Genomic DNA, 24,777 nt, shown 5'->3' with positions numbered 1-24,777 from the left:
TGACGGGTCCGCCGAGGCGGATAGTACCAACGCGACAAGAAAGCGAAAACCACAGAGGCACGCGGCGCCAAGGCCGCGCGAGCTCTGTGGTTGACTGGACTTCCAGTGTGACGGGTACTGCGTCTGCTTAGTTTAAGGTTTTATGCAGACCTTGTAAATCATACACACGCAGTTCGTCGATATGCGGCATGCCTTCGATGGCCGCTTCGGCGCCGGCGATCGTCGTGTAGGTCACCACGTGGGCGGCCAGCGCCGACGTACGGATCGCACGCGAGTCGACAATGGCGCTGCGCTTTTCTTCGACCGTGTTGACGACCATGACGATTTCGCGGTTCTTGATCATGTCGACGACGTGCGGACGGCCTTCCAGCACCTTGTTCACGGCGCGCACCGGAATCCCGGCGGCGGCAATCACGGCGGCCGTACCCTTGGTGGCGACCAGGTCGAAGCCCAGCGCCACCAGGTCACGCGCCACGCTCGTTGCGCGCGGCTTGTCGGACGATTTCACCGACAGGAACACGGTGCCCGAACGCGGCAGCTTGATGCCGGCGGCCAGCTGCGACTTGACGAAGGCTTCGCCGAAGGTCATGCCCACGCCCATCACTTCGCCGGTCGATTTCATCTCGGGGCCCAGGATGGTGTCGACGCCCGGGAATTTCACGAACGGGAACACGACTTCCTTCACGCTGAAGAATGGCGGGATCACTTCCTTCGTGATGCCCTGCTGCGCCAGCGTCTGGCCAACCATGCAGCGCGCGGCGATCTTCGCCAGCTGCAGGCCGGTGGCTTTCGACACGAACGGCACGGTGCGCGACGCACGCGGATTCACTTCCAGCACGAACACGGTATCGACGGTCTGGCCGTTTTCTTCCTTCTGCTGGATCGCGAACTGCACGTTCATCAGGCCGACCACGTTCAGGGCCTTGGCCATCAGCGAGGTCTGGCGCTTGAGCTCATCGATCGTCGCTTGCGTCAGCGAGTACGGTGGCAGCGAGCAGGCCGAGTCGCCCGAGTGCACGCCAGCCTGTTCGATGTGTTCCATCACGCCGCCGATGAAGGTGGCTTCGCCGTCCGAGATGCAGTCGACGTCGACTTCGATGGCGTCGTTCAGGAAGCGGTCGAGCAGCACCGGCGAATCGTGCGAGACCTTGACCGCTTCGCGCATGTAGCGCTCGAGGTCACGCTGCTCGTGGACGATTTCCATCGCGCGGCCACCCAGCACGTACGATGGACGCACGACCAGCGGGTACCCGATTTCTTCGGCCAGCGTCAAAGCGTCGGCCTCGGTGCGGGCGGTACGGTTTGGCGGCTGGCGCAGGCCCAGCTCTTGCAGCAGCTGCTGGAAGCGCTCGCGGTCTTCGGCGGCGTCGATCATGTCCGGCGAGGTGCCGATGATCGGCACGCCGTTGGCTTCCAGGTCGAGTGCCAGCTTCAACGGGGTCTGGCCGCCGTATTGCACGATCACGCCGACCGGCTTTTCCAGCTCGACGATTTCCAGCACGTCTTCGAGTGTCAGCGACTCGAAGTACAAGCGGTCGGACGTGTCGTAGTCGGTCGAGACGGTCTCTGGGTTGCAGTTGACCATGATGGTCTCGTAGCCGTCTTCGCGCATCGCGAGGGCCGCGTGGACGCAGCAGTAATCGAACTCGATGCCCTGGCCGATGCGGTTCGGACCGCCGCCCAGTACCATGATCTTTTTCTTGTCGGTCGGGTTCGACTCGCACTCTTCGTCGTACGTCGAGTACATGTACGCGGTGTCCGTCGAGAACTCGGCCGCGCAGGTGTCGACGCGCTTGTAGACCGGACGGATATTCAGCGCGTGACGGCGCGCGCGCACTTCTTCCGGCTTCACTTTCAGCAGGAACGCGAGGCGACGGTCAGCAAAACCTTTTTGCTTGAGCTTGTACAGCAGCGGCTTGTCCAGACCTTCGAGCGTCTGCGTCTCGAGCCACAGCTCGATGTCGACGATTTCCTTGATCTGCACGAGGAACCACGGATCGATCTTGGTCAGGTTGTGCACTTCCTCGAGCGTGAAGCCCTGGGCAAACGCGTCGCCCACATACCAGATGCGGTCCGGACCAGGCTCGCCCAGCTCTTCTTCGATCTTTTCGCGATCGCGCGTTTTTTCGTTCAGGCCATCGACGCCCACTTCGAGGCCGCGCAGCGCTTTCTGGAACGATTCCTGGAAGGTGCGGCCCATGGCCATCACTTCACCCACCGATTTCATCTGCGTGGTCAGGTGCTTGTCAGCGGTCGGGAATTTCTCGAACGTGAAGCGCGGGATCTTGACGACGACGTAGTCGATCGACGGTTCGAACGAGGCCGGCGTGGCGCCGCCCGTGATGTCGTTGCGCAGCTCGTCGAGCGTGTAGCCGACGGCCAGCTTGGCTGCGACCTTGGCGATCGGGAAACCGGTGGCTTTCGAGGCCAGTGCCGACGAACGCGAGACGCGCGGGTTCATCTCGATGACGATCATGCGGCCGTCTTTCGGGTTGATCGCGAACTGTACGTTCGAGCCGCCCGTGTCGACGCCGATTTCACGCAGCACGTCGATCGACGCGTTGCGCAGGATCTGGTATTCCTTGTCGGTCAGGGTCTGCGCCGGTGCGACGGTGATCGAGTCGCCCGTGTGCACGCCCATCGGATCGAGGTTCTCGATCGAGCAGATGATGATGCAGTTGTCGTTCTTGTCACGCACGACCTCCATCTCGTACTCTTTCCAGCCCAAGAGCGACTCTTCGATGAGCAGCTCCGAGGTTGGTGAGGCTTCCAGGCCGCGCTTGCAGATCGCTTCGAATTCTTCTTCGTTGTAGGCGATGCCGCCGCCGCTGCCACCCATCGTGAACGATGGACGGATGATGGTCGGGAAGCCCATCTCGCGCTGGACGACCCACGATTCTTCCATCGTGTGCGCCACGCCCGAACGCGCCGAACCCAGGCCGATCTTGGTCATCGCGTTCTTGAACTTCAGGCGGTCTTCAGCCTTGTCGATCGCTTCCGGCGTCGCGCCGATCAGCTCGACATTGTATTTTTCGAGCACGCCGTGGCGGTGCAGGTCGAGCGCGCAATTGAGCGCGGTCTGGCCGCCCATCGTCGGCAGGATCGCGTCCGGACGCTCTTTTTCGATAATGCGCTCGACAACCTTCCAGGTGATCGGCTCGATGTAGGTCACGTCCGCCGTTTCCGGGTCGGTCATGATCGTGGCCGGGTTCGAGTTCACCAGGATGACCTTGTAACCCTCTTCGCGCAGGGCCTTGCAGGCTTGCGCGCCGGAGTAGTCGAATTCGACGGCCTGGCCGATGACGATCGGGCCAGCGCCGATGATCAGGATGCTTTTAATGTCACTACGTTTTGGCATATTATTTTTTCTCCGCTGCTTGCATCAGGCCGATGAAGCGGTCAAACAGGTAGGCGACGTCGGTCGGCCCAGGCGAGGCTTCCGGGTGACCCTGGAAGCAGAACGCGGGTTTGTCGGTACGCTCGAAACCCTGCAGCGAGCCGTCGAACAGCGACACGTGCGTGACGCGGCAGTTGGCCGGCAAGGTGGTCGGATCGACCGCAAAGCCGTGGTTCTGCGACGTGATCAACACCTTCTTGGAATCGAGATCCTGCACCGGGTGGTTGGCGCCGTGGTGGCCGAACTTCATCTTCATGGTCTTGGCGCCGGAAGCCAGCGCCATGATCTGGTGACCGAGGCAGATGCCGAAGGTCGGGATGCCTTTTTCAATCAGCTCGCGCGAAGCGGCGATGGCGTAGTCGCATGGCTCGGGGTCGCCCGGGCCATTGGCCAGGAAGATACCGTCCGGGTTCAGCGCCAGCGCGTCAGCGGCGGTGGACTGCGCCGGCAGCACGGTGACCTTGCAACCACGCTCGGCCAGCATGCGCAGGATGTTGCGCTTGACGCCGTAGTCGAAAGCGACCACGTGGTACTGGGGATTGGTCTGCTTGCCGAAGCCTTCGCCCAGCTTCCATTCGGTTTCGGTGAATTCGTAGGCGTTCTTCACCGAGACGACCTTGGCCAGGTCCATGCCGGCCAGGCCCGGGAACGAGCGCGCCAGTTCGAGCGCTTGCGCGGTCGATGGCTCAGCGCCTTGCGCAGCGGTGAGGATCGCGCCGGCCTGGGCGCCCTTCTCGCGCAGGATGCGGGTCAGCTTGCGGGTGTCGATGCCGGCAATCGCGACAACGTTCTCGGCCTTCAGGTAGTCGCCGAGCGACTGCGTCGAGCGGAAGTTGGAGGCCAGGAGCGGCAGGTCGCGAATGATGAGGCCCGCGGCGTGCACTTTCGATGCTTCCACGTCGGTCGTGTTGACGCCATAGTTACCGATGTGCGGGTAGGTCAGCGTGACGATCTGACGCGAATAGCTCGGGTCGGTAAGGATTTCCTGGTAGCCGGTCATGGCGGTGTTGAACACCACTTCGCCGGTCGTGTGACCGACGGCGCCGATGGAATAACCTTTGAAGATGGTCCCGTCAGCAAGGGCCAGAATGGCCGGAACAGAGGGGCCGGAAAAGAATGGCGGCAAGGGCAACTCCCGTAAAAGTTGCCGTAGCTGCGCCACGTCAGACCGACATCCAGCAAACCCCGCTGCACTGCTTGCGCCGGGTGTTGGAGGTCATGTTGAATGAGGGTTGGTGGGTATGCGCTACGGCGAAGTTTGAATTAGATAAACTTCCGAATTATAGCGCGTACCACGGCATTCGGCAATGCGGCGTTGCAGCAAATACGGGCGCTGATGGTGCAAAAATCACGCGCCCGCACCCGCCATTTACGCCGCGCCCAGGGCGGCGATACCGGCTTTGGCGATTTGTACATCCTCGTTCGATTTCACGCCCGAGACACCGACGGCGCCGATCACGTGGCCATCGACGATGACGGGCACGCCGCCCTCGAGCATGCCTTCGAGCTTCGGTGCACTGAGGAACGACATGCGGCCGCCATTGATCACGTCTTCATACACCTTCGACTCGCGGCGGCCGAGCGCGGCCGTGTTGGCCTTGCTGGGGGCGATGTGGGACGAGATCGGCGGCGCGCCGTCCAGGCGTTGCTGCCACAGCAGGTGGCCGCCATCGTCGACGATGGCGATCGACACGGCCCAGCCGTTGGCGAGGGCTTCGGCTTCGGCGGCAGCGCCGATCTGTTTGGCGTCCGCCAGGGTCAGGTAAGGTTTGGTGTTCATCGTGGGCTTTCTCAGGGAACTTGCTGTTTGAATTTCAGTTTGGCCTTGATTTGCGGCATGACGGCGGCGGCGGCCTGCTCGCCCGCCAGGATGGCCAGGTTGCGGCCACCGAAATCGCTCGAGCCCATATTGCCCAGCGCGGGCGTGATGACGACGTCGGCATCCTTGAGCTCGAAGTGATTCAGGCGCTGGCCCATGATCGAGAAAGTCTGCATCAGCACGTCGAGCGAGCTGGCCGTGGCCGCGCCCTCGGTCGCGCTCGAGATATTGACCGCGATAATGAAATCGGCGCCCATGTCGCGCACGTAGCGCACCGGCACCGGCGCGACCAGGCCGCCATCGACATAGCTCTTGTTGCCGATGACGACGGGCTGGAACACGCTCGGCACGCTGGATGACGCGCGCACGGCCATGCCCGTATTGCCGCGGCTGAACAGGATCGGCTGGCCCGTTTTCAGGTCGGTCGCCACAGCGCCGAAGCGCAGCTTCAGCTTTTCAATGGGCACGTTGTTGACGGCCTTGTTCACATAGCTCTGCAGTGCCTCGCCTTTCAGCAGGCCCGTGGATTTGCTGAACAGCGGCAGCGCCCAGTCCGAGATGGTGGCTTCGTCCATGGTCATGGCCGTCTTTTGCAGCGCAAAGCCGTTCACGCCCGACGCATACAGGGCGCCGACGACCGAGCCGGCGCTGGTGCCGACGACGATTTCCGGGTAAATGCCCTGGGCTTCGAGCGCCTTGATGACGCCGATGTGGGCGAAGCCACGCGCAGCGCCGCCACCGAGGGCCAGGCCGATACGGATTTTCTTGGGAGGCAATGGCGCCGCCTTGGGGGCGGCAACGGGAGTGACGGGAGCCGGGGTCGGGGTGCTGCCGCAGGCGGCCAGCAACAGTGCGGCGCAGGCCACGAGGGAAGTACGTCGAGAGAGCATAGAGGGGGCCGATAAGAACGAGGCACGATTGTACATCGGCGCGTTCTTGATGGCATGCCTTGGCGGGCGCGACCGCGAGCGGTTATTCGGTCCGCTCGGCGCAGTTGCAAAAATGTTTTGAAATGAGAATGATTCGCATTATAATTCCTGTCGCATTACTGCCCGTCTGATCCGATCAACAACCACAAAGCGCTCACCATGACCAAAATTTTGCTCTCCTCCCTCGTCGCCATGCTGGTCGCAGCGCCTGCTGCACAGGCCCACCAAATCTGGTTCGAGCAGGACGGCAAGGCGGTCAAGCTGCAATTTGGCGAGTTTGCCCTGAACCAGCGTGAAACCACGCCGGGCCTGCTCGACAAGTTCGGCGCCCCGAGCGCGACGCTGCTGGGCGCCAAGGGCGAACGCACGCTCAAGCTGGACAAGACCGCCAAGGGCTATCTGGTCAGCGGCGCCACGCCAGCGGCGGGTGACGCGATCGTCGCTCAGGACAATGCCTACCCGAGCTGGGAAACGGTTGAGGCCGGCAAGAAGCTGAACCACATCTGGGTGCCGGCCGCGCGCATGGCCACCAGCTTCGCTGCGCAGCAGCCAAAACTGACGCTCGACCTGGTGCCGACCGGCAAGGCCGGCGAATTCAAGGTGTTCTACAAGGGCCAGCCGTTGCCAAAAGCAAAGGTCAATGCGATCGTCCAGAGCGGCTGGGCGAAAGAAGCAGAGTCGGATGACAGCGGCGTCGTCAAGTTCGACATGCCATGGAAAGGCCTGTATGTGCTCGAGACCGAGCACACCGACAAGACGGCAGGCGAGCGCGCCGGCCTGCAATACGCAACGTCCAGCTACACCACGTCGCTGAGCGTCGTGCAGCCAAAGGGCATCGCGGCCGTTGCGGCTGGCCCGGTCATGGCGCCAAGCGCCGAACACTGATCCGGCTCACCGTGTATCCAGTGCCGCCATCCGTCGTCTGAAGAAAGGCCCGGGCTCATGACCACGATCACCTGGCGCTACCGTGGCGGCGTCACCGCCCGCGCGGTGGCCGCGATCGGCGGCGGCTATGTGCTCGCAGCGCTTGCCGGCGCACTGATTGCGCTGGCGCTGCCGCTGCCGCGCGCCGATGCCGTGACCATCGCCACGCTGCTGGCGTTCGTCATCTATCCCTGCGTGATCCTGTGGGTGTTTGCCACGCGTAGCGCGCTGCGCGCCTGCGTTGGCGTGACCGGGACATGCGCGGTGCTGGGGATGGTGTTGTGGCTGGTCGGAGGAACGGCATGAAGGACGGCTTGCGGCAATCGATGGCGTGGGTGCATACGTGGGCTGGCCTGCTCGTGTGCTGGCTGCTGCTGCTGGTGTTCATGGGCGGCACGGCGGCATATTACCGGCACGAGATCACGTTCTGGATGAAGCCCGAGCTGCACGCGGCAGCCGCGGCGCCGGCCACGCTCTCCCCGGCGCAGTCGGCGCAACTGGCCTTGCGCGTGCTGCAGGAACGCGCGCCGAACGCGACGCGCTGGACGATCGACCTGCCCGACGAGCGCAATCCGCTGATCCAGGCCGCCTGGCAGAATCCGCCGAAAAAAGACATGACGCGCGCAGAGCGCCGCAATGCGCTGCGCGACCAGAATGTCACGCTGGACCCATCGACGGGCCTTGCGACCGCCAAACCGCGCGACACCCGTGGCGGCGACTTCCTGTACCGCCTGCACTTCGACCTGCACTACATGCCGGCGATCTGGGGCCGCTGGATTGTCGGCATTGGCGCGATGTTCATGCTGGTGGCGATCATCAGCGGCGTGATCACGCACAAACGCATCTTCAAGGACTTCTTCACGTTCCGGCCGAAGAAAGGCCAGCGCTCGTGGCTGGACGCGCACAACGCGACGGCCGTGCTGGCGCTGCCGTTTCATTTGATGATCACCTACACGGGCATCGTGACGCTGATGTTCATCTATATGCCCGCGCCCACCAAGGCGCTGTACGGCGACGAGCAGAACACGATGTTCAGCGACGTGTTTGGCAACTTTGAGCGCGGCAAGCCGGCGGACATCGCCGCGCCGCTGGCCGATATCACGCCGATGCTGCAACAGGCAGAGCGGGCGTGGAACGTGACGCCGTCACGCGTGGCGATCAGCCATCCAAACGATGCGGCCGCGCGCGTGGAACTGTATCGGCCTTCGGGGCAGCAGTTGTCGAATCTCGAGCCGGCGATGACGTTCGATGGCGTCAGTGGCGCTTTGCTGTCTGAAACCCCGCCGGTGAGCACGGCGCTCGCCACGCGCGCCGCGATCTACGGCATGCATGTGGCGCACTTTGCCGATCCGCTGCTGCGCGCACTGTTCTTCGTGTGCGGCCTGGCCGGCAGCGCGATGGTCGCCACCGGCGCGCTGCTGTGGGGGGTGCGCGAACGCCAGTCGTACGCCAAGATCGTGGCCAACGGCGGACGCGTCGGCTTCGGCGTGCGCCTGGTCGACGCACTGAACATCGGCGCCATTGCCGGCCTGCCAATCGCGTTCGCCGCCTTCTTCTGGGCCAACCGCCTGCTGCCGGTGGACATGGCCCAACGCGCCAGCGCCGAAGCCAACTGGTTCTTCATCGCCTGGGGCGCCGCCGCCCTCCTCGCGCAGATCCGGCCGACGCGGGCAATGTGGCGTTTCCAGCTAACGGTGGGCGCGGTGCTGCTGGCGGGCATCCCGCTGCTGAACGTGTTCACGACCAATTCGCACCTGGGCGTGTCGCTGTTCGGCGGGCCGGGCTTGCGACCGGTGGCGGCGTTCGACATCGTCGTCCTGGTGCTGGGCGCGTTGCTGGGCTGGGCCGCCTGGTGGCTGGGTCACAAGGCCAAACAGAAAGCAGCTTCAAAGCAGCCGGCGGCTAGCGCCGGAACAACTTCGACCATGGAGCCCGTATGAGCATGCTATTCCTCAGCAGCGTTTCCCTCGCCTTCAGTGCATTCGCCGCCAAAGGCATCGTGATGGACCGCCACTACGCCGACCTGCACGGCCGCGGCAAGGCGCCAGCGCCTGCGCTGAGAATGCGCATGCGCACACTGGCCTGGCTGGGCCTGGCACTCTCCTTCGCCGCCTGCATCGCTGCCCGCGGCTGGCACGTCGGCCCGGTGCTGTGGTGCGGCATCCTGTCAGTCGCCGCCTGGACGGTGGCCGCCATGCTCCAATACGCCCCCCGCAAAGTCGCCCAAGGCGCCTGGATCGGCATCCCGGCAGCCGCCCTGACCACCGCCCTCCTCCTGCTACCCTAACATCCGGAACAATTAGGGTCAGAGTAGAATTATTGGCCAATTTCCCACTCGCACCACGACGTTTTACCGAACCTCAATTTCCTAGCCTCAGCTTGCCCAAAAGACAATTAGGGTCAGAGTCGAATTGTTTGACAACTTTCGAAGTTGCTCATTAATTCGACTCTGACCCTCATGTTTCAGACGTCAAAATCGCCGAAAAAAGTCGCTCAGTAAATTGAGCGGCGCCTTTGTTTGCTTATGACCATCGTTACAGTCGAAATCAATAGTTCTTAGCGCTTAAACGCCGAAAAAACAATGAGGGTCAGAGTCGAATTGTTTGACAACTTTCGAAGTTGCTCATTAATTCGACTCTGACCCTCATTGTCCCAAACAAACGTTTCCGTGCAGTTTGTGGTGAACCGGAAGAATCTTCCCGGCATGTCACAAAGTTGTCAAACAATTCGACTCTGACCCCAATTGTAGGGCAATTGCTTTTGGGGTCGGATGTTACGCTGGCAGGGATGTGTTGGGGAGCGTGGCGGCGAAGGTGCTGCCTTTGCCGGGTTGGGAGGTGATCGTCAGCTTGCCCCCGTGGCGCAGCAGCACGTGCTTGACGATGGCCAGGCCGAGGCCCGTGCCCTGCGTTTCGCGCGAGCGGCTCTTGTCCACGCGGTAGAAACGCTCGGTCAGGCGCGGGATATGTTCCGGGTCGATGCCGATGCCGCAGTCGGTCACGGCAAACGCCAGCGCGTCGGGACCGCGTGACCAGGCCAGGCGGATCGTGCCGCCGTTGGGCGAGTAGCGCACGGCGTTCGACGCCAAGTTGGCGAAGGCGCTGCGCAGCTCTTCCATGCTGCCCATCACGTCCGGGCCGTCGACTGCCACCTCGATCGTGTGCCGGCCGCCCGACAATGCGCGCGCTTCGGCGGCGATCGATTCGACCAGAAGCTTGATATCCACCCGCTCGCGCTTGAGCGGGAATTCGTCCGATTCCAGCCGCGACAGGGTCAGCATGTCCTGGATCAGCCGCTGCATCCGCTGCGCCTGTTCCGTCATCAAGGTCAGGTGCGCCGTGCGCGTGGTGACGTCCAGGCCCGGGTCGGCCATCGCTATTTCGAGGAAGCCCACGATCACCGTCAGCGGCGTCCTCAGCTCGTGCGAGGCGTTGGCAATAAAGTCGCGCCGCATCGCTTCGATCCGCTCGGTGTCGGTCGCGTCGTGCGTGACCAGGATCTGGCGCCGGTTCTCGAACGGGATGATGCGGCACTCGATCTTGCGGCCCCGGAACGCCAGCGTCAGTGGCTGCTCGTAGCGGCCCAGGATGATGTAGTCGATGAAGTCGGGATGGCGCACCAGATTGGTCACGCGCAAGCCCTTGTCACGCTCCATCGTCAGACCCAGATGGCGCTCGAGCGCCGGGTTGCACCATTCCAGGAACAGCACGTCGTCCATGATCGCCACGCCTTCCGGCAGCAGGTGCATCGCCTGGCGGAAGCGGGCCAGCCATTCGGTCAGCTCAGCCTGGTGCTTCTTGTCGTCGCGCCGCAGGTGGTACAGGCGCGCAAACGCTTCCGTCCACGCGCCCCAGCCGTCCGGCAGGCGCGTCTCTTGCGGATGCTCCAGCCATTCGCCCAGCTTCTGCAGGTACGACAGCTGGACGATGATGGCCGTGACGGCGGCAGCCAGCGCCAGCGACAGCCCGGCCACCAGCCCCATCCACCACCAGACGAGGCCCGCAAAGGCAAACAACAGCCCCAGGCGCAACAGCGCCGGGACCCAGAACAGCAACTTGGGATTCATCGCGTCCTTCGACACAGACTATTTTTCGGACAGCATGTAGCCGACACTGCGCACCGTGCGGATCAGGCCATCAGCCGATTTCAGCGCCTTGCGCAGCCGCAGCACGTGCACGTCAACCGTGCGCTCTTCGATCACGGCATGGTCGCCCCACACCTTGTCGAGCAACTGGGCGCGCGAAAACACGCGCTCGCGGTGCGCCAGCAGGTACTTGAGCAGCTTGTATTCGGCATTGCCGATGTCGATCTGCTGGTTCTCGACCGTCACGGTACAGCTGTTCGGATCGAGCGTCACGCTGCCAGCGCGCAGCGGTGCTTCGGCCAGGTGCGGGCTCTTGCGGCGCAGCAGCGCGCGCGAACGGGCCAGCAGCTCGCGTGGCGAGAACGGCTTGGTAATGTAGTCGTCGGCGCCGCTGTTCAGGCCCGCCAGCTTGTCTTCTTCCATGCTCTTGGCCGTCAGCATGATCACCGGCAGTTCCTGGAAGTCACGGTCGGCGCGCAGGCGCGACAGCAAACGCAGGCCGCTCTGGTCGGGCAGCATCCAGTCCAGCAGCAGCAGGTCGGGCTTGCCCCGGCTGATGCTGTCCCAGGCGCCGGCCGCCGTATCGGCGGTGCGGATTTCCCAGCCTGCTTCGCGCAGCGAATAGGTCACCAGTTCGACGATCGCCGGCTCATCCTCGACCACGAGGACGGAGGTGGTGTCAGCCATGCTCACAGTACCGGCGGCTCACCGAGCGTCGGCTTGCTGTGGCGGATGTCGCGGCCTTCGACCACGTAGATCACGTATTCGGCGATGTTCTTGGCATGGTCGCCGATGCGCTCGATGGCTTTGGCCACCCACAGCGTGTCGAGCGCCGACGAAATCGTGCGCGGGTCTTCCATCATGAACGTGACCATCGTGCGCAGAATCACGCGGAACTCGTGGTCGACCACTTCGTCGCCCGCGATGATCTGCAAGGCCTGCTTGCCGTCCAGGCGCGCGAACGCGTCGAGCGAATCGTGCAGCAGTTCGGACGTCGCCTTGGCGATCGTGCGGATCATGTCGAAATGGGCAAAGCCCGTCGCGCCCCGCTCGTGCAGGCTTTTCGCCGTGCGCGCAACCTTGGTCGCTTCGTCGCCAATGCGCTCGAGGTCGGTGATCACCTTGATGGTGGCCATCACGGTGCGCAGGTCGTTCGCGGTCGGCTGGCGTTTCACGATCAGGTGGCTGCAGGCGTCGTCCAGCGCGACTTCAAGCTGGTTGACGGCCTGGTCTTCGGCCATCACGCGCTCGGCGCGCGCGATGTCGCCGATGCGGAAGCATTCCAGCGCTTCTTCGAACTGGGTTTCCACCATGCCGCCCATCAGCAAGACCTGGGAACGGATCCCTTCGAGTTCCTGGTCGTACTGCTTGGATGAATGCTCGCCTGTCATACAAACTCTCCGTCAATATTCTTGTGAAGCCGTCCGCAAGGACGGCCGAAAAAGGTCAGCCAGCTCGATCAGCCGAAGCGGCCGGTAATGTAATCCTGCGTTTCCTTGCGCGCCGGCTTCATGAAGATCTGGTCCGTCTCGCCGAATTCGACCAGCTCGCCCAGGTACATATAGGCGGTGTAGTCGGAGCAGCGCGCGGCCTGCTGCATATTGTGGGTCACGATCGTGATCGTGTAATCCTGCTTCAGTTCGCTGATCAGTTCTTCGATCTTGGCGGTCGAGATCGGGTCCAGCGCCGAGGTCGGCTCATCGAGCAACAAGACATCAGGCTTGACTGCCACACCGCGCGCGATGCATAGACGCTGCTGCTGGCCGCCCGACAGCGACAGGCCGCTCTTGGACAGCTTGTCCTTGGCTTCTTCCCACAGCGCCGCCTTTTTCAGGGCCCACTCGACGCGCTCGTCCATCTCGCCTTTCGACAGATTTTCGTACAGGCGCACGCCGAACGCGATGTTGTCGTAGATCGACATCGGGAACGGGGTCGGTTTCTGGAACACCATGCCAACCTTGGCGCGCAGCATGTTCACGTCGACGCCTGCGTCGAGGATATTGCCGCCGCGGTACATGATCTTGCCTTCGGCGCGTTGGCCCGGGTACAGGTCGTACATGCGGTTCAGGGTGCGCAGCAGTGTCGACTTGCCGCAGCCCGACGGGCCGATGAAGGCCGTGACCTGCTTGGCGTGGATGTCGAGGCTGACATTCTTCAGACTCTGCGTTTTACCGTAAAAGAAGTTCAGGCCTTCGATTTCGATCGTCTTGGCTTTGGCCGCAGCCGGGGTCGGAGTCGTATTGAGCATGGCTTGGTTCATCACTTTATCGTTTATCAGAGTGAATTAATTCGGGGTTTTTTGGCTGAACAGCGTACGCGACAGGATGTTCAGCAACAACACGGTCGTGGTCACCAGCAATGCACCGGCCCAGGCCAGCGAGCGCCAGTCGTCATACGGGCTCATGGCGTAGGTGTAGATCACCACCGGCAGGTTCGCCAGCGGCGCATTCATGTCGTGGCTGTAGAACTGGTTGTTCAGCGCAGTGAACAGCAGCGGCGCGGTTTCACCCGTAACGCGAGCCACGGCCAGCAGCACGCCGGTAACGACGCCGGCCTTCACGGCGCGCAGGCGCACGGTCAGGGCCACTTTCCAGTGCGGCGCGCCCAGCGCATACGCCGCTTCGAGCAGGCTGGGCGGTACCAGGCGCAGCATATTGTCGGTGGTGCGCACGACGACCGGAATCGCGATCAGCGACAGCGCGATCGTACCGGCGTAGCCCGAGAAGTGCTGGACCTTGGCAACGTAGATGGCATACACGAACAGGCCGATCACGATCGACGGGGCCGACAGCATGATGTCGGTCACGAAACGCGTGACTTGCGCGAACTTGTTGTTCTCGCCGTATTCAGCCAGATAGATGCCGGCCAGGATGCCGACCGGCGTGCTGATGAGCGTCGACAGGCCGACCATCATCACGCTGCCCAGAATCGCATTGCGCAAGCCGCCCCCAGGCGTGCCCGGGGCCGGCGTGTCCGCCGTGAACAGCGTGGCCGACAGGCCGCCCAGGCCGTTGTACAGCAGCGTGAACAGAATCCAGGCCAGGAAGGCCAGGCCGATGCCCATCGCGCACACCGACAGCGTGATGCCGATGCGGTGCGCCAGCAGGCGACGGCGATACACCGGGTTCTTGGTAGCAGTGTTCATCTTATTTCGTACCTTCGTTACGGGACATACCGAGCAGCATGATCTTGGCTGCCGACAGCACGATGAACGTGATGCCAAACAGGATCAGTGCCAGCGCAAACAGCGACGACGAATGCAGCGTGCTGGCCGCTTCGGCAAATTCGTTGGCGAGCGTCGACGAAATCGAGTTACCCGGCGAGAACAGCGACGCCGACAGCGAGTGCGCGTTACCGATCACGAACGTCACGGCCATCGTCTCGCCGAGTGCGCGGCCCAGGCCCAGCATGACGCCGCCCACCACACCGTTGCGGGTGTATGGCAGCACGACCTTGCGCACCACTTCCCAGCGGGTGCAGCCGAGGCCATACGCCGATTCCTTCAACACGGTCGGCACGATCTCGAACACGTCGCGCATCACCGAGGCGATGAACGGGATGATCATGATCGCCAGGATCAGGCCGGCGGTCATGATGCCGATGCCCATCGTCGGACCCTGGAAGATGACGCCGATGACCGGCAACTGGCCGATGGTTTCTTTCAGCAGCGGCTGCACGTGGTCGGCGAACATCGGCGCGAACACGAACAGGCCCCACATACCGTAGATGATCGACGGCACGCCGGCGAGCAGCTCGACAGCGGTGCCCAGCGGGCGACGCAGCCAGGCCGGGCAGATCTCGGTCAGGAACAGCGCGATGCCGAAGCTGATCGGAAAGGCCACGGCCAGCGCGATGATCGAGGTGGCCAGCGTGCCCCAGATGGCGATCATGGCGCCGAACTCGTCGTTCACCGGATCCCACTCGACGCGGGTGATGAAGCCCGGGCCAAACTGCGAGAACGCCGGCGCCGCGCCGATGGCCAGCGAGATGATGATCCCGATCAGCACCGCCAGGACCGTGGCAGCAAACAGCAGCGTGATTTTGTGGAAGAAGAAGTCCTGGATGCGCTGGTTGCGCATCGTCGTGCGCAAGGCGGCGTAACGACGGGCGTCTTCGGCTGCTGCCTGTTCAGGCAGGTCCTGCGCGGACAAGGATGGGTGGGCGCTCATATGTGTGGAAGACTCGCTATAAGACTCGTAATCAATATCGTTTTGTCAATATTGCTGGCATGCAGAAGGACCGGTCAAGCCGGTCCTTCGATGATGAAAACTAGTGGATTACCAGAGCGCCTTGCCGGTGGTGTCTTTCAGATTGGTGCGCCAGGCGTCCTGCACGAGCTTGATGACTGGCGCAGGCATTGGCACGTAGTCGAGTTCAGCAGCCGAGGCCGCGCCGTTCTTGTACGACCAGTCGAAGAACTTCAGCACTTCCTTGCCCTTGGCCGCGTCCTGGGCCTTGTGCACGAGGATGTACGACGCGCCCGTGACTGGCCAGCTGTCCTTGCCTGGCTGGTCGGTCAGGATGACCGCGAAGCCAGGGGTGCCCGACCAGTTGGCGCCAGCAGCAGCGGCCTTGAAGGCGTCGTCGCTTGGCTGCAGGAACACGCCATCCTTGTTCTGGAGCTGGGTGTGCGACATCTTGTTCTTCTTGGCATAGGCCCACTCGACGTAGCCGATACCGCCCTTGATGCGCTGCACGTTGGCGGCGACGCCTTCGTTGCCCTTGCCGCCCACGCCCACTGCCCACTTGACGGTGGTGCCGGCGCCGACTTTCGTCTTCCATTCCGGGCTCGACTTTGACAGGAAATCGGTCCACAGGAACGAGGTGCCCGAGCTGTCAGCGCGGCGCACGACGGTGATGTCGGCGTCCGGCAGTTTGACGCCCGGGTTCAGCGCGGCGATCTGCGGCGCGTTCCACTTGACGATCTTGCCCATGTAGATGTCGGCGATGACGGCGCCGCTCAGTTTCATCTGGCCAGGAGCGATGCCCGCCAGGTTGACGATCGGCACGACGCCGCCCATCACGGCCGGGAACTGGAACAGGCCAGCGGCATTGAGTTCAGCAGCTGCCAGCGGCATGTCGGACGCGCCGAAGTCGACGGTCTTGGCCTTGATCTGCTTGATGCCGGCGCCGGAACCGACCGACTGGTAATTCAGGCCATTGCCCGATGCTGCCTTGTACAGCTCGGCCCATTTGGCGTAGATCGGATAAGGGAACGTCGCGCCTGCGCCGGTGATGTTGGCGGCCTGGGCGGTTGCGGTGAATGCCGAAGCGGCAACGGCGATCGAAACGAAGAGATGCTTCATGCGCATATCTGATCCTCTGAAAATAGAACGACGGGACGATCCCGCTGACGATGAAGCGCAGTCTAGCGGGCGAATATGACAAGTTCATGACATATTCTGAAATGTGACACGAACATGACACGGCCGCAAGCATGGCATTGCCGGTGGGGACGCGGCGCGCGGCTGGGCGGTCACCGATATTTTTCGCGCGTCGCCAGCCTTGTAAATACCGCGTCAGCTGCTAACCTGAAGTGTCGTTGTCACATGGAGGGGATGCCCAACGGCGTTGATGATTGTATGCTGGACATGATGGTCATGGGGATTCTGGGCGGGCTGGCTGCACTGGTCGCGTTCGAGATCTACCAGGAAGTACGTGGAAGTTCCAGGCAACTCGAAGACCGCTATCACGAATAGCGACAAACCTGCTCAGCGGGTCAGACAGCAAGCGGTGAGGCCCCAGGGCGCTCGCCGCTTGTCGCATGGTGCATCGATGTCAGCATTACTGTCAGCGCAGAAAGCGCGCCAGCGCCGTCACGGCCGCCAGGTCGAGGCTCTGGAACTTGAACCCTACTTTGTACTCACCGCCGCTGAAAATGCAGTGCAGCGCTTTGGCATGGGCGTCGATCGTCGTGAAGCGGCCGTCGATCATCAGGTCGAAACGCAGCTGGCTGGCGAGCCCGACCGGCACCGGGTCGGGAATGTTGACACTGATGCCATTGGTGCTGACATCGACGCTCTTGCCGGTGAATGGCGCCCGGCCGTCGATGGCCAGCAAGACTTTGGTACGCAATACTTTGCGCGGGGACTGCCTCTGCTCTTGTAACACGTGTTTCCCATGATGCCTGATAAGAGACACTATTATAAGAACATCCACGGGTTCCGGCACGGCATTGTTGGCCGTGCCGGTTGGCCGGTTGACTGCGCGCCTAGTCGAGTTCGCGCAGTTTGTTGAACGCTTCTTCGATGCGTTCGACGGCGATGATCGTCATGCCCTCGATTTTCTGCTTCGGCGCATTCGCTTTCGGAATCACGGCAATCGAAAAGCCCAGCTTGGCCGCTTCGCGCAGGCGCTCCTGGCCACGCGGCGCCGGCCGGATTTCGCCGGCCAGACCCACTTCACCAAACACCACGAGCCCGCGCGGCAAGGGTTTGCTGCGCATCGATGAATTAATCGCGAGCAGCACGGCCAGGTCGGCCGCCGGTTCGGTGATCTTTACGCCGCCGACGGCGTTGATGAACACGTCCTGGTCGAACGCGGCAATACCGGCATGGCGGTGCAGCACCGCCAGCAGCATCGCCAGGCGGTTCTGCTCGAGGCCGACCGATAACCGGCGCGCATTGGGCAGGTGGCTCGTGTCGACCAGCGCCTGAATCTCGACCAGCAGCGGACGCGTGCCCTCCTGCGTGACCATGACGCAGGAGCCCGGCACGGGCGTGTCGTGCTGCGACAGGAACAGTGCGGACGGATTCGATACGCCTTTCAGGCCCTTTTCGGTCATCGCGAACACGCCCAGCTCGTTGACGGCGCCGAAGCGGTTCTTGATCGCCCGCACCAGGCGGAAGCTCGACTGCGTATCACCCTCGAAATACAGCACCGTGTCGACGATGTGTTCAAGCACGCGCGGGCCGGCCAGCGCGCCCTCTTTCGTCACGTGACCGACCAGAATGATCGTCACGCCGGTCTGCTTGGCCACGCGCGTCAGCTGGGCCGCGCATTCGCGCACCTGGGCCACCGAGCCGGGGGCCGATGTCAGGGCGTCGGAATAGACGGTCTGGATCGAGTCGATCACGGCCACTTCGGGCTTCAGGTCGGCGATCGTGCCGAGAATTTTCTCGAGCTGGATTTCGGCCTGCAATTTGAGGTCTTGCGCGTCGACCGCGAGCCGGCGCGCACGCAGCGCGATCTGGGCGCCGGATTCCTCACCGCTGACATATAACGTGGAGCGCGTTTTCGACAGGCTGGCCAGCGCCTGCAGCAGCAGCGTGGACTTGCCGATGCCCGGGTCGCCGCCAATCAGCACGACGCCGCCGGCCACCAGGCCGCCGCCCAGCACGCGGTCGAATTCCTCGATGCCGGTGCCAAAGCGCGGCACGTCGATCGCCTCGATATCGGCCAGCGACAGCACCGGCGCGGTCTGCGCCAGTGCGCGGTGCGGGGTTTGCGACATGCGGTTCACGCCGGGCGCCTCGACGACGGTTTCGACCATCGTGTTCCAGGCCTTGCAGTCGGCGCACTGGCCCATCCAGCGGGTGGCGATCGCGCCGCATTCGGAGCAGGTGTAATTGGTTTTTGCTTTTGCCATGTTCTCTATCGGTTATCCATCGGTGCCCAGGCGGCCTTCGGCAATGCGCACGCGCGGCGCGACGGCGCACATCAATTCGTAGCCGATCGTGCCGGCGGCGTGCGCCACGTCGTCGATCGGCAGACCATCGCCCCACAGCGTGACCTTGCTGCCGATGCGCGCATTGGGCACCGGCGAGAGGTCGACTGTCATCATGTCCATCGAGACGCGGCCGATCAGCCCGGTGCGCACGCCATCGACGATCACCGGCGTGCCATGCGGCGCACTGCGCGGGTAGCCATCGGCGTAGCCGCAGGCGACGACGCCGATCGTCATCGGGCCTTCGGCCACGAAACGGCTGCCATAGCCGACCGTGTCGCCGCGCTCGATGTGCTGGATGCCGATGATTTCCGAACGCAGCGTCATGGTCGGGCGCAGGCCGAAATCGCCCGCGCTGCGCCCGCCCGGCGTGCCGCCGTACAGCATGATGCCGGGGCGGACCCAGTCGTTGGACAAGTGTTCAGCAAGCTCAGCCTGATGCAGCACGCCGCCCGAATTGGACAGGCTGCGCTCGCCTGGCAGGTCGCCGGCGCCGATCTGGAAGCGGCGCACCTGCTCGGCGATGGTCAAGAGCGGATGCTCGAGTTCGTCAGCATTGGCGAAGTGGGTCATGTGCGTGATGTTGCGCACGTCAGGGATCGCGCGCAGCCGTTTGTAGGCGGCCGCGTACTCGTCCGGGCGCAGGCCCAGGCGGTTCATGCCGGTGTTCATTTTCAGGTAGACATCGATCGGGCGGTAGAGCTGGGTATATTCGAGCAACTTGATCTGTTCGACCGAGTGCACGGCCGTGACGATATTGTGTTCGGCCAGCAGGGGCACGTCGGCCGCTTCGAAGAATCCCTCTAATAACAGGATCGGCTTGATCCAGCCAAGTTCGCGCAGACGGATGGCGTTTTCAAGCTCGATCAGCGCCAGGCCATCGGCCGTGGCAAAGCCATGCATCGCGCGTTCGAGGCCGTGGCCGTAAGCATCGGCTTTGACGACCGCCCAGATCTTCGCCATAGGCGCGCAGGTGCGGGCCTGCGACAGATTGTGCTGCATCGAGTCCGGGTGAATGGTGGCAAAGAGTGGGCGCGGCATGGTCGGCGATCGGGATGAAACCGGTACGAAAAGTTGGAGTGGCTATTCTACCGGAGCAGGCCCGGGGGCGTTGCCGGGGCAGTCACGGTGCATCGTATTGGCTTCGCCACGCCAGCCATTCATGGTATAAAGCAACCCGGACCGAACTTTAGAATTTTAGAATGAACCGTGGTTTTTATACCATCATGGCGGCGCAGTTTTTCTCGTCGCTGGCAGATAACGCGCTCCTGTTTGTCGCGATCAGCCTGCTCGTCGCAATGGACGCCCCGGCATCGCTCACTCCGCTGCTGAAGCTGTCGTTCGTCCTGTTCTATGTATTGCTGGCCGCCTTCGTCGGCGCCTTCGCCGATGCGCTCAACAAAGGCCGCGTGATGTTCATCGCGAACATCATCAAGGTGTTCGGCTGCGCGCTGATGTTCTTCACGGTGCACCCACTGATTTCATACGCCGTCGTCGGCTTCGGCGCGGCCGTGTATTCGCCCGCCAAATACGGCATCCTGACCGAACTGCTGCCACCGGAAAAACTGGTGCCGGCCAATGGCTGGATCGAAGGCCTGACGGTGATGTCGATCATTCTCGGCACGGTGCTGGGCGGCACGCTGGTGAGTCCGCGCGGCTCAGGCTTCTTGCTCTCGTTCGACCTGCTGCCGCGCCTGGGCATCGATACACCGGCCGAGGCCGCAATGGCCGTCGTCGTCGCAATCTATATCCTGGCCGCCATCTTCAATCTGCGCATCCCGGACACCGGCGCGCGCTACGAGCACCAGGAACGCAATCCGATCAAGCTCATCACCGACTTCGCCAATTGCTCGGCCACACTGTGGCGTGACAAGCTGGGCCAGATTTCGCTGGCGGTGACGACCTTGTTCTGGGGCGCCGGGGCAACGCTGCAATTTATCGTGCTCAAGTGGGCCGAAGCATCGCTTGGCCTGCCGCTGGACCAGGCGACGAACCTGATCGGCGTGGTCGCGATCGGCGTCGCACTGGGCGCCGCGATGGCTGCCCGCATGATCCCGCTGCGCAAGTCGCTCACCGTGATCCCGATGGGCATCATCATGGGTCTGGTAGTGACGAGCATGGTGTTCGTGAAATCGGTCACGCTGGCCTACCCGCTGCTGGCCTTCATCGGCTTCCTGTCGGGCTTCTTCGTGGTCCCGATGAACGCACTGCTGCAGCACCGCGGCCACGTGCTGATGAGCGCCGGCCACTCGATCGCGGTGCAGAACTTCAACGAGAACCTGTCGATCCTGACGATGCTCGCCGCCTACGCCGTGATGATCACACTGAACCTCGACCTGAACATCATCATCGTCATCTTCGGCCTGTCCGTCGCCGGCATCATGCTGCTGATCCAACGCCGCCACCTGCTGAACCAGCGCGAACACGACTCCCTCGGCCTGATCGGCGAAGGCAAACACTAAAACTAGGGTCAGTGTCGAATTGTTTGACAACGTTTCGCCTGACCTCTTTCTCTGAAGCTTCCCCGGCTCGGCATGCCCAGCAGGCAATAGCTCACGACAGGCACTCTGTCCCCACTTTCTCCGCATTCGCGAGAAATTGCTCAATAATTCGACTCTGACCCTCATTGTTTGGCAGGCCTGAACTTGCCGCGCAATACGTCTTTGTCAGCGTTTTCCGAACCGGTTCAGTCATCGGCTGAATTTGATGCTGGCAGTCAAACTAAACGAGTCCAGCAAGCAAAAAAATAATTAGGGTCAGAGTCGAATTGTTTGACAACTTTGGGGAATTGCCCAATAAATCTACTCTGACCCTACTTTGTTTGGCGGACTCATCGGCGGGGTTCGAGGCAGGGTCGGGGGCTATTTATTGGGCAATTCGGGAAATTGCTCAATAAATCGACTCTGACCCTCATTGTGGTGAGGGGTAGGTGGTTTGGGCGCGGGTGCGCCAGTCGTTGGGGACGATGAAGCCGCGGTCGACTTCTTCCAGTGCGTTGTCTTGTGGGCGGACGCGCGCGATCAGCGCTGGGGTGTTTGAGGTGGCGAAGCGGTCGGTCAGTTCGGCTGCCAGTTGTGCGCGGGTCATTGGCCAAGTCGGTACAGCGGTGCGCAGTGGCGCCAGCCATTCGAGTTTTGGCAGGATGACGTAGGTGTCGTCGGGCAGATTGTCCAGCTCGCTCAGTGCGCACCAGAAGCCGCGGCAATGGCCTTGCGTGATGCCTTGCATTGCTGGCCAGCTGCCGGCGGGGTAGAACAGCCAGCCTTTGACCAGGGCGCCCGCTTTGTTGACGGGGCGTGGCAGTTGCGCTTGCGCGGCCGGGTGCTGGCCGAGCGCGAGCTGGCGTTCGAAAATCTTGCGCATCTTCAGGCCCAGCGTGTCGGCCAGGTTGGGGCCGACCAATGTGTCGAGGCCCCCTGCACCGCCTTCGCCCTGCAGATAGAACTTGGTTGCGAACTCGATGTGCTCCAGCGCATCCGGGCCATTTTCGAGCAGGAAATCGAATTCGCCGACCGTGTCGTTGCGGTTGGCGCGGATTTGCAGGCCGTGGGCAATCAGCCGCCCCTGCTGCGCGAAGTAGAACGCCATCAGCTTTTCGGCATACAGCCCCAGTCGCGTGTACGGTTTCTCGCCGAGCGCAGCGTTCAGGGCCGATGGGTCGGCGTCCAATTGCGCCAGCCACGTGGCGACCTCGTCCGTGACGGGCCCCAGCGTGGCCACACGTCCGGCCCATGCCGGTGCAGCGCCATCGAGCAGATCGGGCGAGTCGAGCAGCCAGGCCAGTGCGCGCACGGGTGGCAGCGTCAAGTGCCGCCAGCGCGCGTGGAACGCGGCCTGGTAACTAGGTGCGGGGTTCAAGCGAACGCGCCCGGCACAGGTCGGCCCAGGCCAGTGCCTTGTCGGCGCCGCGCAGCAGCAATTCGCCCGGATGCAGCGTGGCGACCAGCGGCACTTCGCCCAGCGCATGCACCTGACCACGTACGCCGGCCAGCGGCTCGTTCAGCGCGCGGCCCAGCAGGCCGTTGGCGGCGACCTGGCCCATCGTCAGCACCGTTGTTGCCCCCGTCAGCGCCAGCTCGCGTTCCAGGAACGGCCGGCACGCCGTGATTTCCTCAGGCGTCGGTGCGCGCTCGCCGCCCCTGGCGTTCACCGGGCGACACTTCACCAGCGGCGTGACATAGGCATCGCGCTCGCGCGACAGGCCGACCGCATGCAGCATATTGCCCAGCAGCTTGCCCGGATCGCCCGTCAGCGGTTGGCCAGCCTGCTCGTCGAGCGCGCTCGGCGTGCCGGCGGCGATCAGCCAGCGCGCCTGGCGCGGTCCGTCGCCATACACGGGCTTGCGCCCTTCCCCGCATGCGCAGTCCTTGCAACCGGCAATCGCCTGGCGCAAGCCCGCCCAGTCGAGCGTCGACACGTCGGGCGCGGCCGGCGCGGCGTCACTGCCGTCGTCCCACGCAGCGTCAGTGGCGACAGGCGGCGGATTGCGATACGGCGGTGCCGACAGCGGCGTCATCCCGCGCGCGACGGGCGCAGGATCGGGCACCGGCACCGGTGTAGAAGCAGGTGCAGCAACAGCAGGAGCAACAGAAGCAGACGCCGGCACCACCGCCGGCGCAGCATCGACTGCGGCACCAGCATCGCTGTCGACAACATCGTCACCAGCAGCATCCGTCGACGGCGCAGCCGCCGCCCGCAACTGCCACAACGGCCCGATCCCCATCTCGTTCAGGAACAGCGCATCGCGCCCACTCACGGTCTTCATAAATCCAGCCTCATCACGATGGCATCTTCACGGCCCGCGGCGCCGGCCGGATAGTAGCCCTTGCGGCGCCCGATATGGACATAGCCATGGCGCCGGTACACGTCCAGAGCGCGCTCGTTCGACGGCCGCACCTCGAGCAGGATCGACGTCATGCCCTGGGTACGTGCGCGCGCCGCGAGCACATCCAGCAAGCGCCGGCCCAGTCCCTGGCGCTGGCGATTTGCCGCCACCGCGACGTCGAGCAGGTGCGCTTCGTCGAGCGCATACATCAACAGGTAGTAGCCGGCCAGCTGGCCCGCATCATCGCGCACGGTCCAGCAATCGTAGCCGCTGTTGAGCGAGTCGATGAAGTTCCCGCGGCTCCAGGGAAACGGAAACACGCTCGCCTCCAGCGCGCACACCTCGCCCACGTCGGCCGCCGTCATCGGCGCCAGTTGCAGGCCAAGCTCTTGCAGGTCGCTCATGCGGCGGCCTTGGCGGCATTGATCACCAGGCGCTCGGCCGTGGTGAACGCGATCTTGTTGCGCAGGTAAATCGGCTGCGCCTGCGCTGCCGGCACACCCTGCCCGGCCGCCAGTGCGTCAACGGCAAGGGGCGCCATCTCACGCGCATGTGGCACGATGTCCGCCATGGCGCCGACCGCAAATGCCTGCCCGACGAAGGCATCGGCGTACGCCTCGAAGCCGTTGCCACACGCCTGCAGACCAGCCACCGCCAGCGGCGCCACGGCCTGCGGCGCGCTCAGCGTGGGCACCACCACCTCACGCCATGCGCCATCGAAGCGATACTGCGCCCAATAGACTTCGCCCATGCGCGCGTCGAGCACCGCCAGCACCTCGGTCGCGCCGCAGCGCGCCCGGCAGCTTTCAGCCATCGCGGCCAGCGTCACCATCGGCAGCACGGGCAGATTGGCGCCGTACGCCAATCCCTGCGCGACGCCGCAGGCCGTGCGCACACCCGTAAACGAGCCGGGACCGGCACCGAAGGCAATGGCGTCGCAGTCCGCCAGCGCAATGCCGGCTTCGCGCAGCAGTTCCTGCACCATCGGCAGGATCGATTGCGAGTGGCTGCGCACGCCGGCCGTAGCGCGGGCAATAACGGCGTCGTTAACCAGGAGCGCGCAAGACGCCAGCTCGGCCGAGGTTTCAATGGCAAGAATGGTAGGCATCCCGTATTTTAACCGCTTGGCCGGG

23 protein-coding genes are annotated in these 24,777 nt (G+C 63.4%); 5 read left to right on the top strand and 18 right to left on the bottom strand.

Annotation, left to right across the window (positions count from 1 at the left end; all coding sequences use genetic code 11):
• Positions 1 to 127 precede the first annotated feature (127 nt).
• The 4 genes from carB to ACZ0AJ_RS05945 form a co-directional block, all read right to left on the bottom strand.
• Positions 128 to 3,358 carry a carbamoyl-phosphate synthase large subunit gene (carB, locus tag ACZ0AJ_RS05960; RefSeq protein WP_499453121.1) on the bottom strand — a complete coding sequence of 1,077 codons (3,231 nt, stop codon included), beginning with the start codon at positions 3,356 to 3,358 and terminating at the stop codon, positions 128 to 130.
• Between the two features lies 1 nt (position 3,359).
• Positions 3,360 to 4,523, bottom strand: coding sequence for a glutamine-hydrolyzing carbamoyl-phosphate synthase small subunit (carA, locus tag ACZ0AJ_RS05955; protein ID WP_258837584.1), 1,164 nt, complete (start codon positions 4,521 to 4,523; stop codon positions 3,360 to 3,362).
• Positions 4,524 to 4,766: 243 nt separating this feature from the next.
• On the bottom strand, positions 4,767 to 5,177 hold the full coding sequence (locus tag ACZ0AJ_RS05950) for a GlcG/HbpS family heme-binding protein (protein ID WP_332530038.1): 411 nt from the start codon (positions 5,175 to 5,177) through the stop codon (positions 4,767 to 4,769).
• 11 nt (positions 5,178 to 5,188) lie between these two features.
• Entirely contained in the window at positions 5,189 to 6,106 is a 918-nt protein-coding gene (locus tag ACZ0AJ_RS05945; protein WP_499453118.1) for a patatin-like phospholipase family protein, read from the bottom strand.
• A 198-nt stretch (positions 6,107 to 6,304) separates the two neighbouring features.
• Between ACZ0AJ_RS05945 and ACZ0AJ_RS05940 the strand changes: the two genes are divergently transcribed.
• The 4 genes from ACZ0AJ_RS05940 to ACZ0AJ_RS05925 are packed head-to-tail and all read left to right on the top strand — an operon-like array spanning position 6,305 to position 9,356.
• Positions 6,305 to 7,030, top strand: coding sequence for a DUF4198 domain-containing protein (locus ACZ0AJ_RS05940; protein ID WP_499453116.1), 726 nt, complete (start codon positions 6,305 to 6,307; stop codon positions 7,028 to 7,030).
• 57 nt (positions 7,031 to 7,087) lie between these two features.
• Positions 7,088 to 7,375 (top strand): DUF3649 domain-containing protein, encoded by a 288-nt coding sequence (locus ACZ0AJ_RS05935; protein ID WP_499453114.1) that lies wholly within the window; start codon positions 7,088 to 7,090, stop codon positions 7,373 to 7,375.
• Positions 7,372 to 9,009: a PepSY-associated TM helix domain-containing protein gene (locus ACZ0AJ_RS05930; protein ID WP_499453112.1), complete on the top strand. Its 1,638-nt coding sequence runs from the start codon at positions 7,372 to 7,374 to the stop codon at positions 9,007 to 9,009. Before ACZ0AJ_RS05935 ends, ACZ0AJ_RS05930 begins: the two co-directional genes overlap by 4 nt.
• On the top strand, positions 9,006 to 9,356 hold the full coding sequence (locus ACZ0AJ_RS05925; protein ID WP_499453110.1) for a DUF3325 domain-containing protein: 351 nt from the start codon (positions 9,006 to 9,008) through the stop codon (positions 9,354 to 9,356). The genes ACZ0AJ_RS05930 and ACZ0AJ_RS05925 overlap by 4 nt, the downstream gene beginning before the upstream one ends.
• A gap of 486 nt (positions 9,357 to 9,842) precedes the next feature.
• Here ACZ0AJ_RS05925 and phoR read toward each other — a convergent pair whose 3' ends face one another.
• The 10 genes from phoR to alr form a co-directional block, all read right to left on the bottom strand.
• A complete protein-coding gene (phoR, locus tag ACZ0AJ_RS05920; protein WP_183551097.1) occupies positions 9,843 to 11,135 on the bottom strand; it encodes a phosphate regulon sensor histidine kinase PhoR in 1,293 nt (430 codons plus the stop codon).
• Between the two features lie 18 nt (positions 11,136 to 11,153).
• Positions 11,154 to 11,840, bottom strand: coding sequence for a response regulator (locus ACZ0AJ_RS05915; protein ID WP_183551095.1), 687 nt, complete (start codon positions 11,838 to 11,840; stop codon positions 11,154 to 11,156).
• 2 nt (positions 11,841 to 11,842) lie between these two features.
• Positions 11,843 to 12,544, bottom strand: a complete 702-nt coding sequence (gene phoU / locus ACZ0AJ_RS05910; RefSeq protein ID WP_183551093.1) for a phosphate signaling complex protein PhoU — start codon at positions 12,542 to 12,544, stop codon at positions 11,843 to 11,845.
• A gap of 68 nt (positions 12,545 to 12,612) precedes the next feature.
• A complete protein-coding gene (gene pstB / locus ACZ0AJ_RS05905) occupies positions 12,613 to 13,401 on the bottom strand; it encodes a phosphate ABC transporter ATP-binding protein PstB (RefSeq protein WP_258837575.1) in 789 nt (262 codons plus the stop codon).
• A gap of 36 nt (positions 13,402 to 13,437) precedes the next feature.
• Positions 13,438 to 14,298 (bottom strand): phosphate ABC transporter permease PstA, encoded by an 861-nt coding sequence (gene pstA / locus ACZ0AJ_RS05900; protein ID WP_183551089.1) that lies wholly within the window; start codon positions 14,296 to 14,298, stop codon positions 13,438 to 13,440.
• A 1-nt stretch (position 14,299) separates the two neighbouring features.
• A complete protein-coding gene (pstC, locus tag ACZ0AJ_RS05895) occupies positions 14,300 to 15,322 on the bottom strand; it encodes a phosphate ABC transporter permease subunit PstC (protein WP_183551087.1) in 1,023 nt (340 codons plus the stop codon).
• A 108-nt stretch (positions 15,323 to 15,430) separates the two neighbouring features.
• Positions 15,431 to 16,465 carry a phosphate ABC transporter substrate-binding protein PstS gene (gene pstS / locus ACZ0AJ_RS05890; protein WP_183551084.1) on the bottom strand — a complete coding sequence of 345 codons (1,035 nt, stop codon included), beginning with the start codon at positions 16,463 to 16,465 and terminating at the stop codon, positions 15,431 to 15,433.
• A gap of 478 nt (positions 16,466 to 16,943) precedes the next feature.
• Positions 16,944 to 17,264: a PilZ domain-containing protein gene (locus ACZ0AJ_RS05885; protein ID WP_499453106.1), complete on the bottom strand. Its 321-nt coding sequence runs from the start codon at positions 17,262 to 17,264 to the stop codon at positions 16,944 to 16,946.
• 100 nt (positions 17,265 to 17,364) lie between these two features.
• A complete protein-coding gene (radA, locus tag ACZ0AJ_RS05880) occupies positions 17,365 to 18,741 on the bottom strand; it encodes a DNA repair protein RadA (protein ID WP_183551078.1) in 1,377 nt (458 codons plus the stop codon).
• A 12-nt stretch (positions 18,742 to 18,753) separates the two neighbouring features.
• Positions 18,754 to 19,860, bottom strand: coding sequence for an alanine racemase (gene alr / locus ACZ0AJ_RS05875; RefSeq protein WP_499453104.1), 1,107 nt, complete (start codon positions 19,858 to 19,860; stop codon positions 18,754 to 18,756).
• 161 nt (positions 19,861 to 20,021) lie between these two features.
• On the opposite strand from alr, the gene lplT reads away from it, so the two are divergent.
• Positions 20,022 to 21,281 carry a lysophospholipid transporter LplT gene (lplT, locus tag ACZ0AJ_RS05870; RefSeq protein ID WP_183551072.1) on the top strand — a complete coding sequence of 420 codons (1,260 nt, stop codon included), beginning with the start codon at positions 20,022 to 20,024 and terminating at the stop codon, positions 21,279 to 21,281.
• Between the two features lie 448 nt (positions 21,282 to 21,729).
• On the opposite strand, the gene ACZ0AJ_RS05865 is transcribed toward lplT, so the two are convergent.
• The 4 genes from ACZ0AJ_RS05865 to tsaB are packed head-to-tail and all read right to left on the bottom strand — an operon-like array spanning position 21,730 to position 24,752.
• The gene (locus ACZ0AJ_RS05865) at positions 21,730 to 22,677 is read right to left on the bottom strand and encodes a DUF1853 family protein (protein ID WP_499453102.1); all 948 of its coding nucleotides are present in this window, start codon (positions 22,675 to 22,677) and stop codon (positions 21,730 to 21,732) included.
• Positions 22,661 to 23,584, bottom strand: coding sequence for a uracil-DNA glycosylase (locus ACZ0AJ_RS05860; protein WP_499453100.1), 924 nt, complete (start codon positions 23,582 to 23,584; stop codon positions 22,661 to 22,663). Before ACZ0AJ_RS05860 ends, ACZ0AJ_RS05865 begins: the two co-directional genes overlap by 17 nt.
• Positions 23,581 to 24,048 (bottom strand): ribosomal protein S18-alanine N-acetyltransferase, encoded by a 468-nt coding sequence (gene rimI / locus ACZ0AJ_RS05855; protein WP_499453098.1) that lies wholly within the window; start codon positions 24,046 to 24,048, stop codon positions 23,581 to 23,583. Before rimI ends, ACZ0AJ_RS05860 begins: the two co-directional genes overlap by 4 nt.
• A complete protein-coding gene (gene tsaB / locus ACZ0AJ_RS05850; RefSeq protein ID WP_499453096.1) occupies positions 24,045 to 24,752 on the bottom strand; it encodes a tRNA (adenosine(37)-N6)-threonylcarbamoyltransferase complex dimerization subunit type 1 TsaB in 708 nt (235 codons plus the stop codon). Before tsaB ends, rimI begins: the two co-directional genes overlap by 4 nt.
• Positions 24,753 to 24,777: the final 25 nt, after the last annotated feature.

The organism is Telluria sp. AC161, assembly GCF_979258535.1.
The sequence above is the reverse complement of the archived record's forward strand: the minus strand, read 5'-3'. Positions and strand labels throughout refer to the sequence as shown.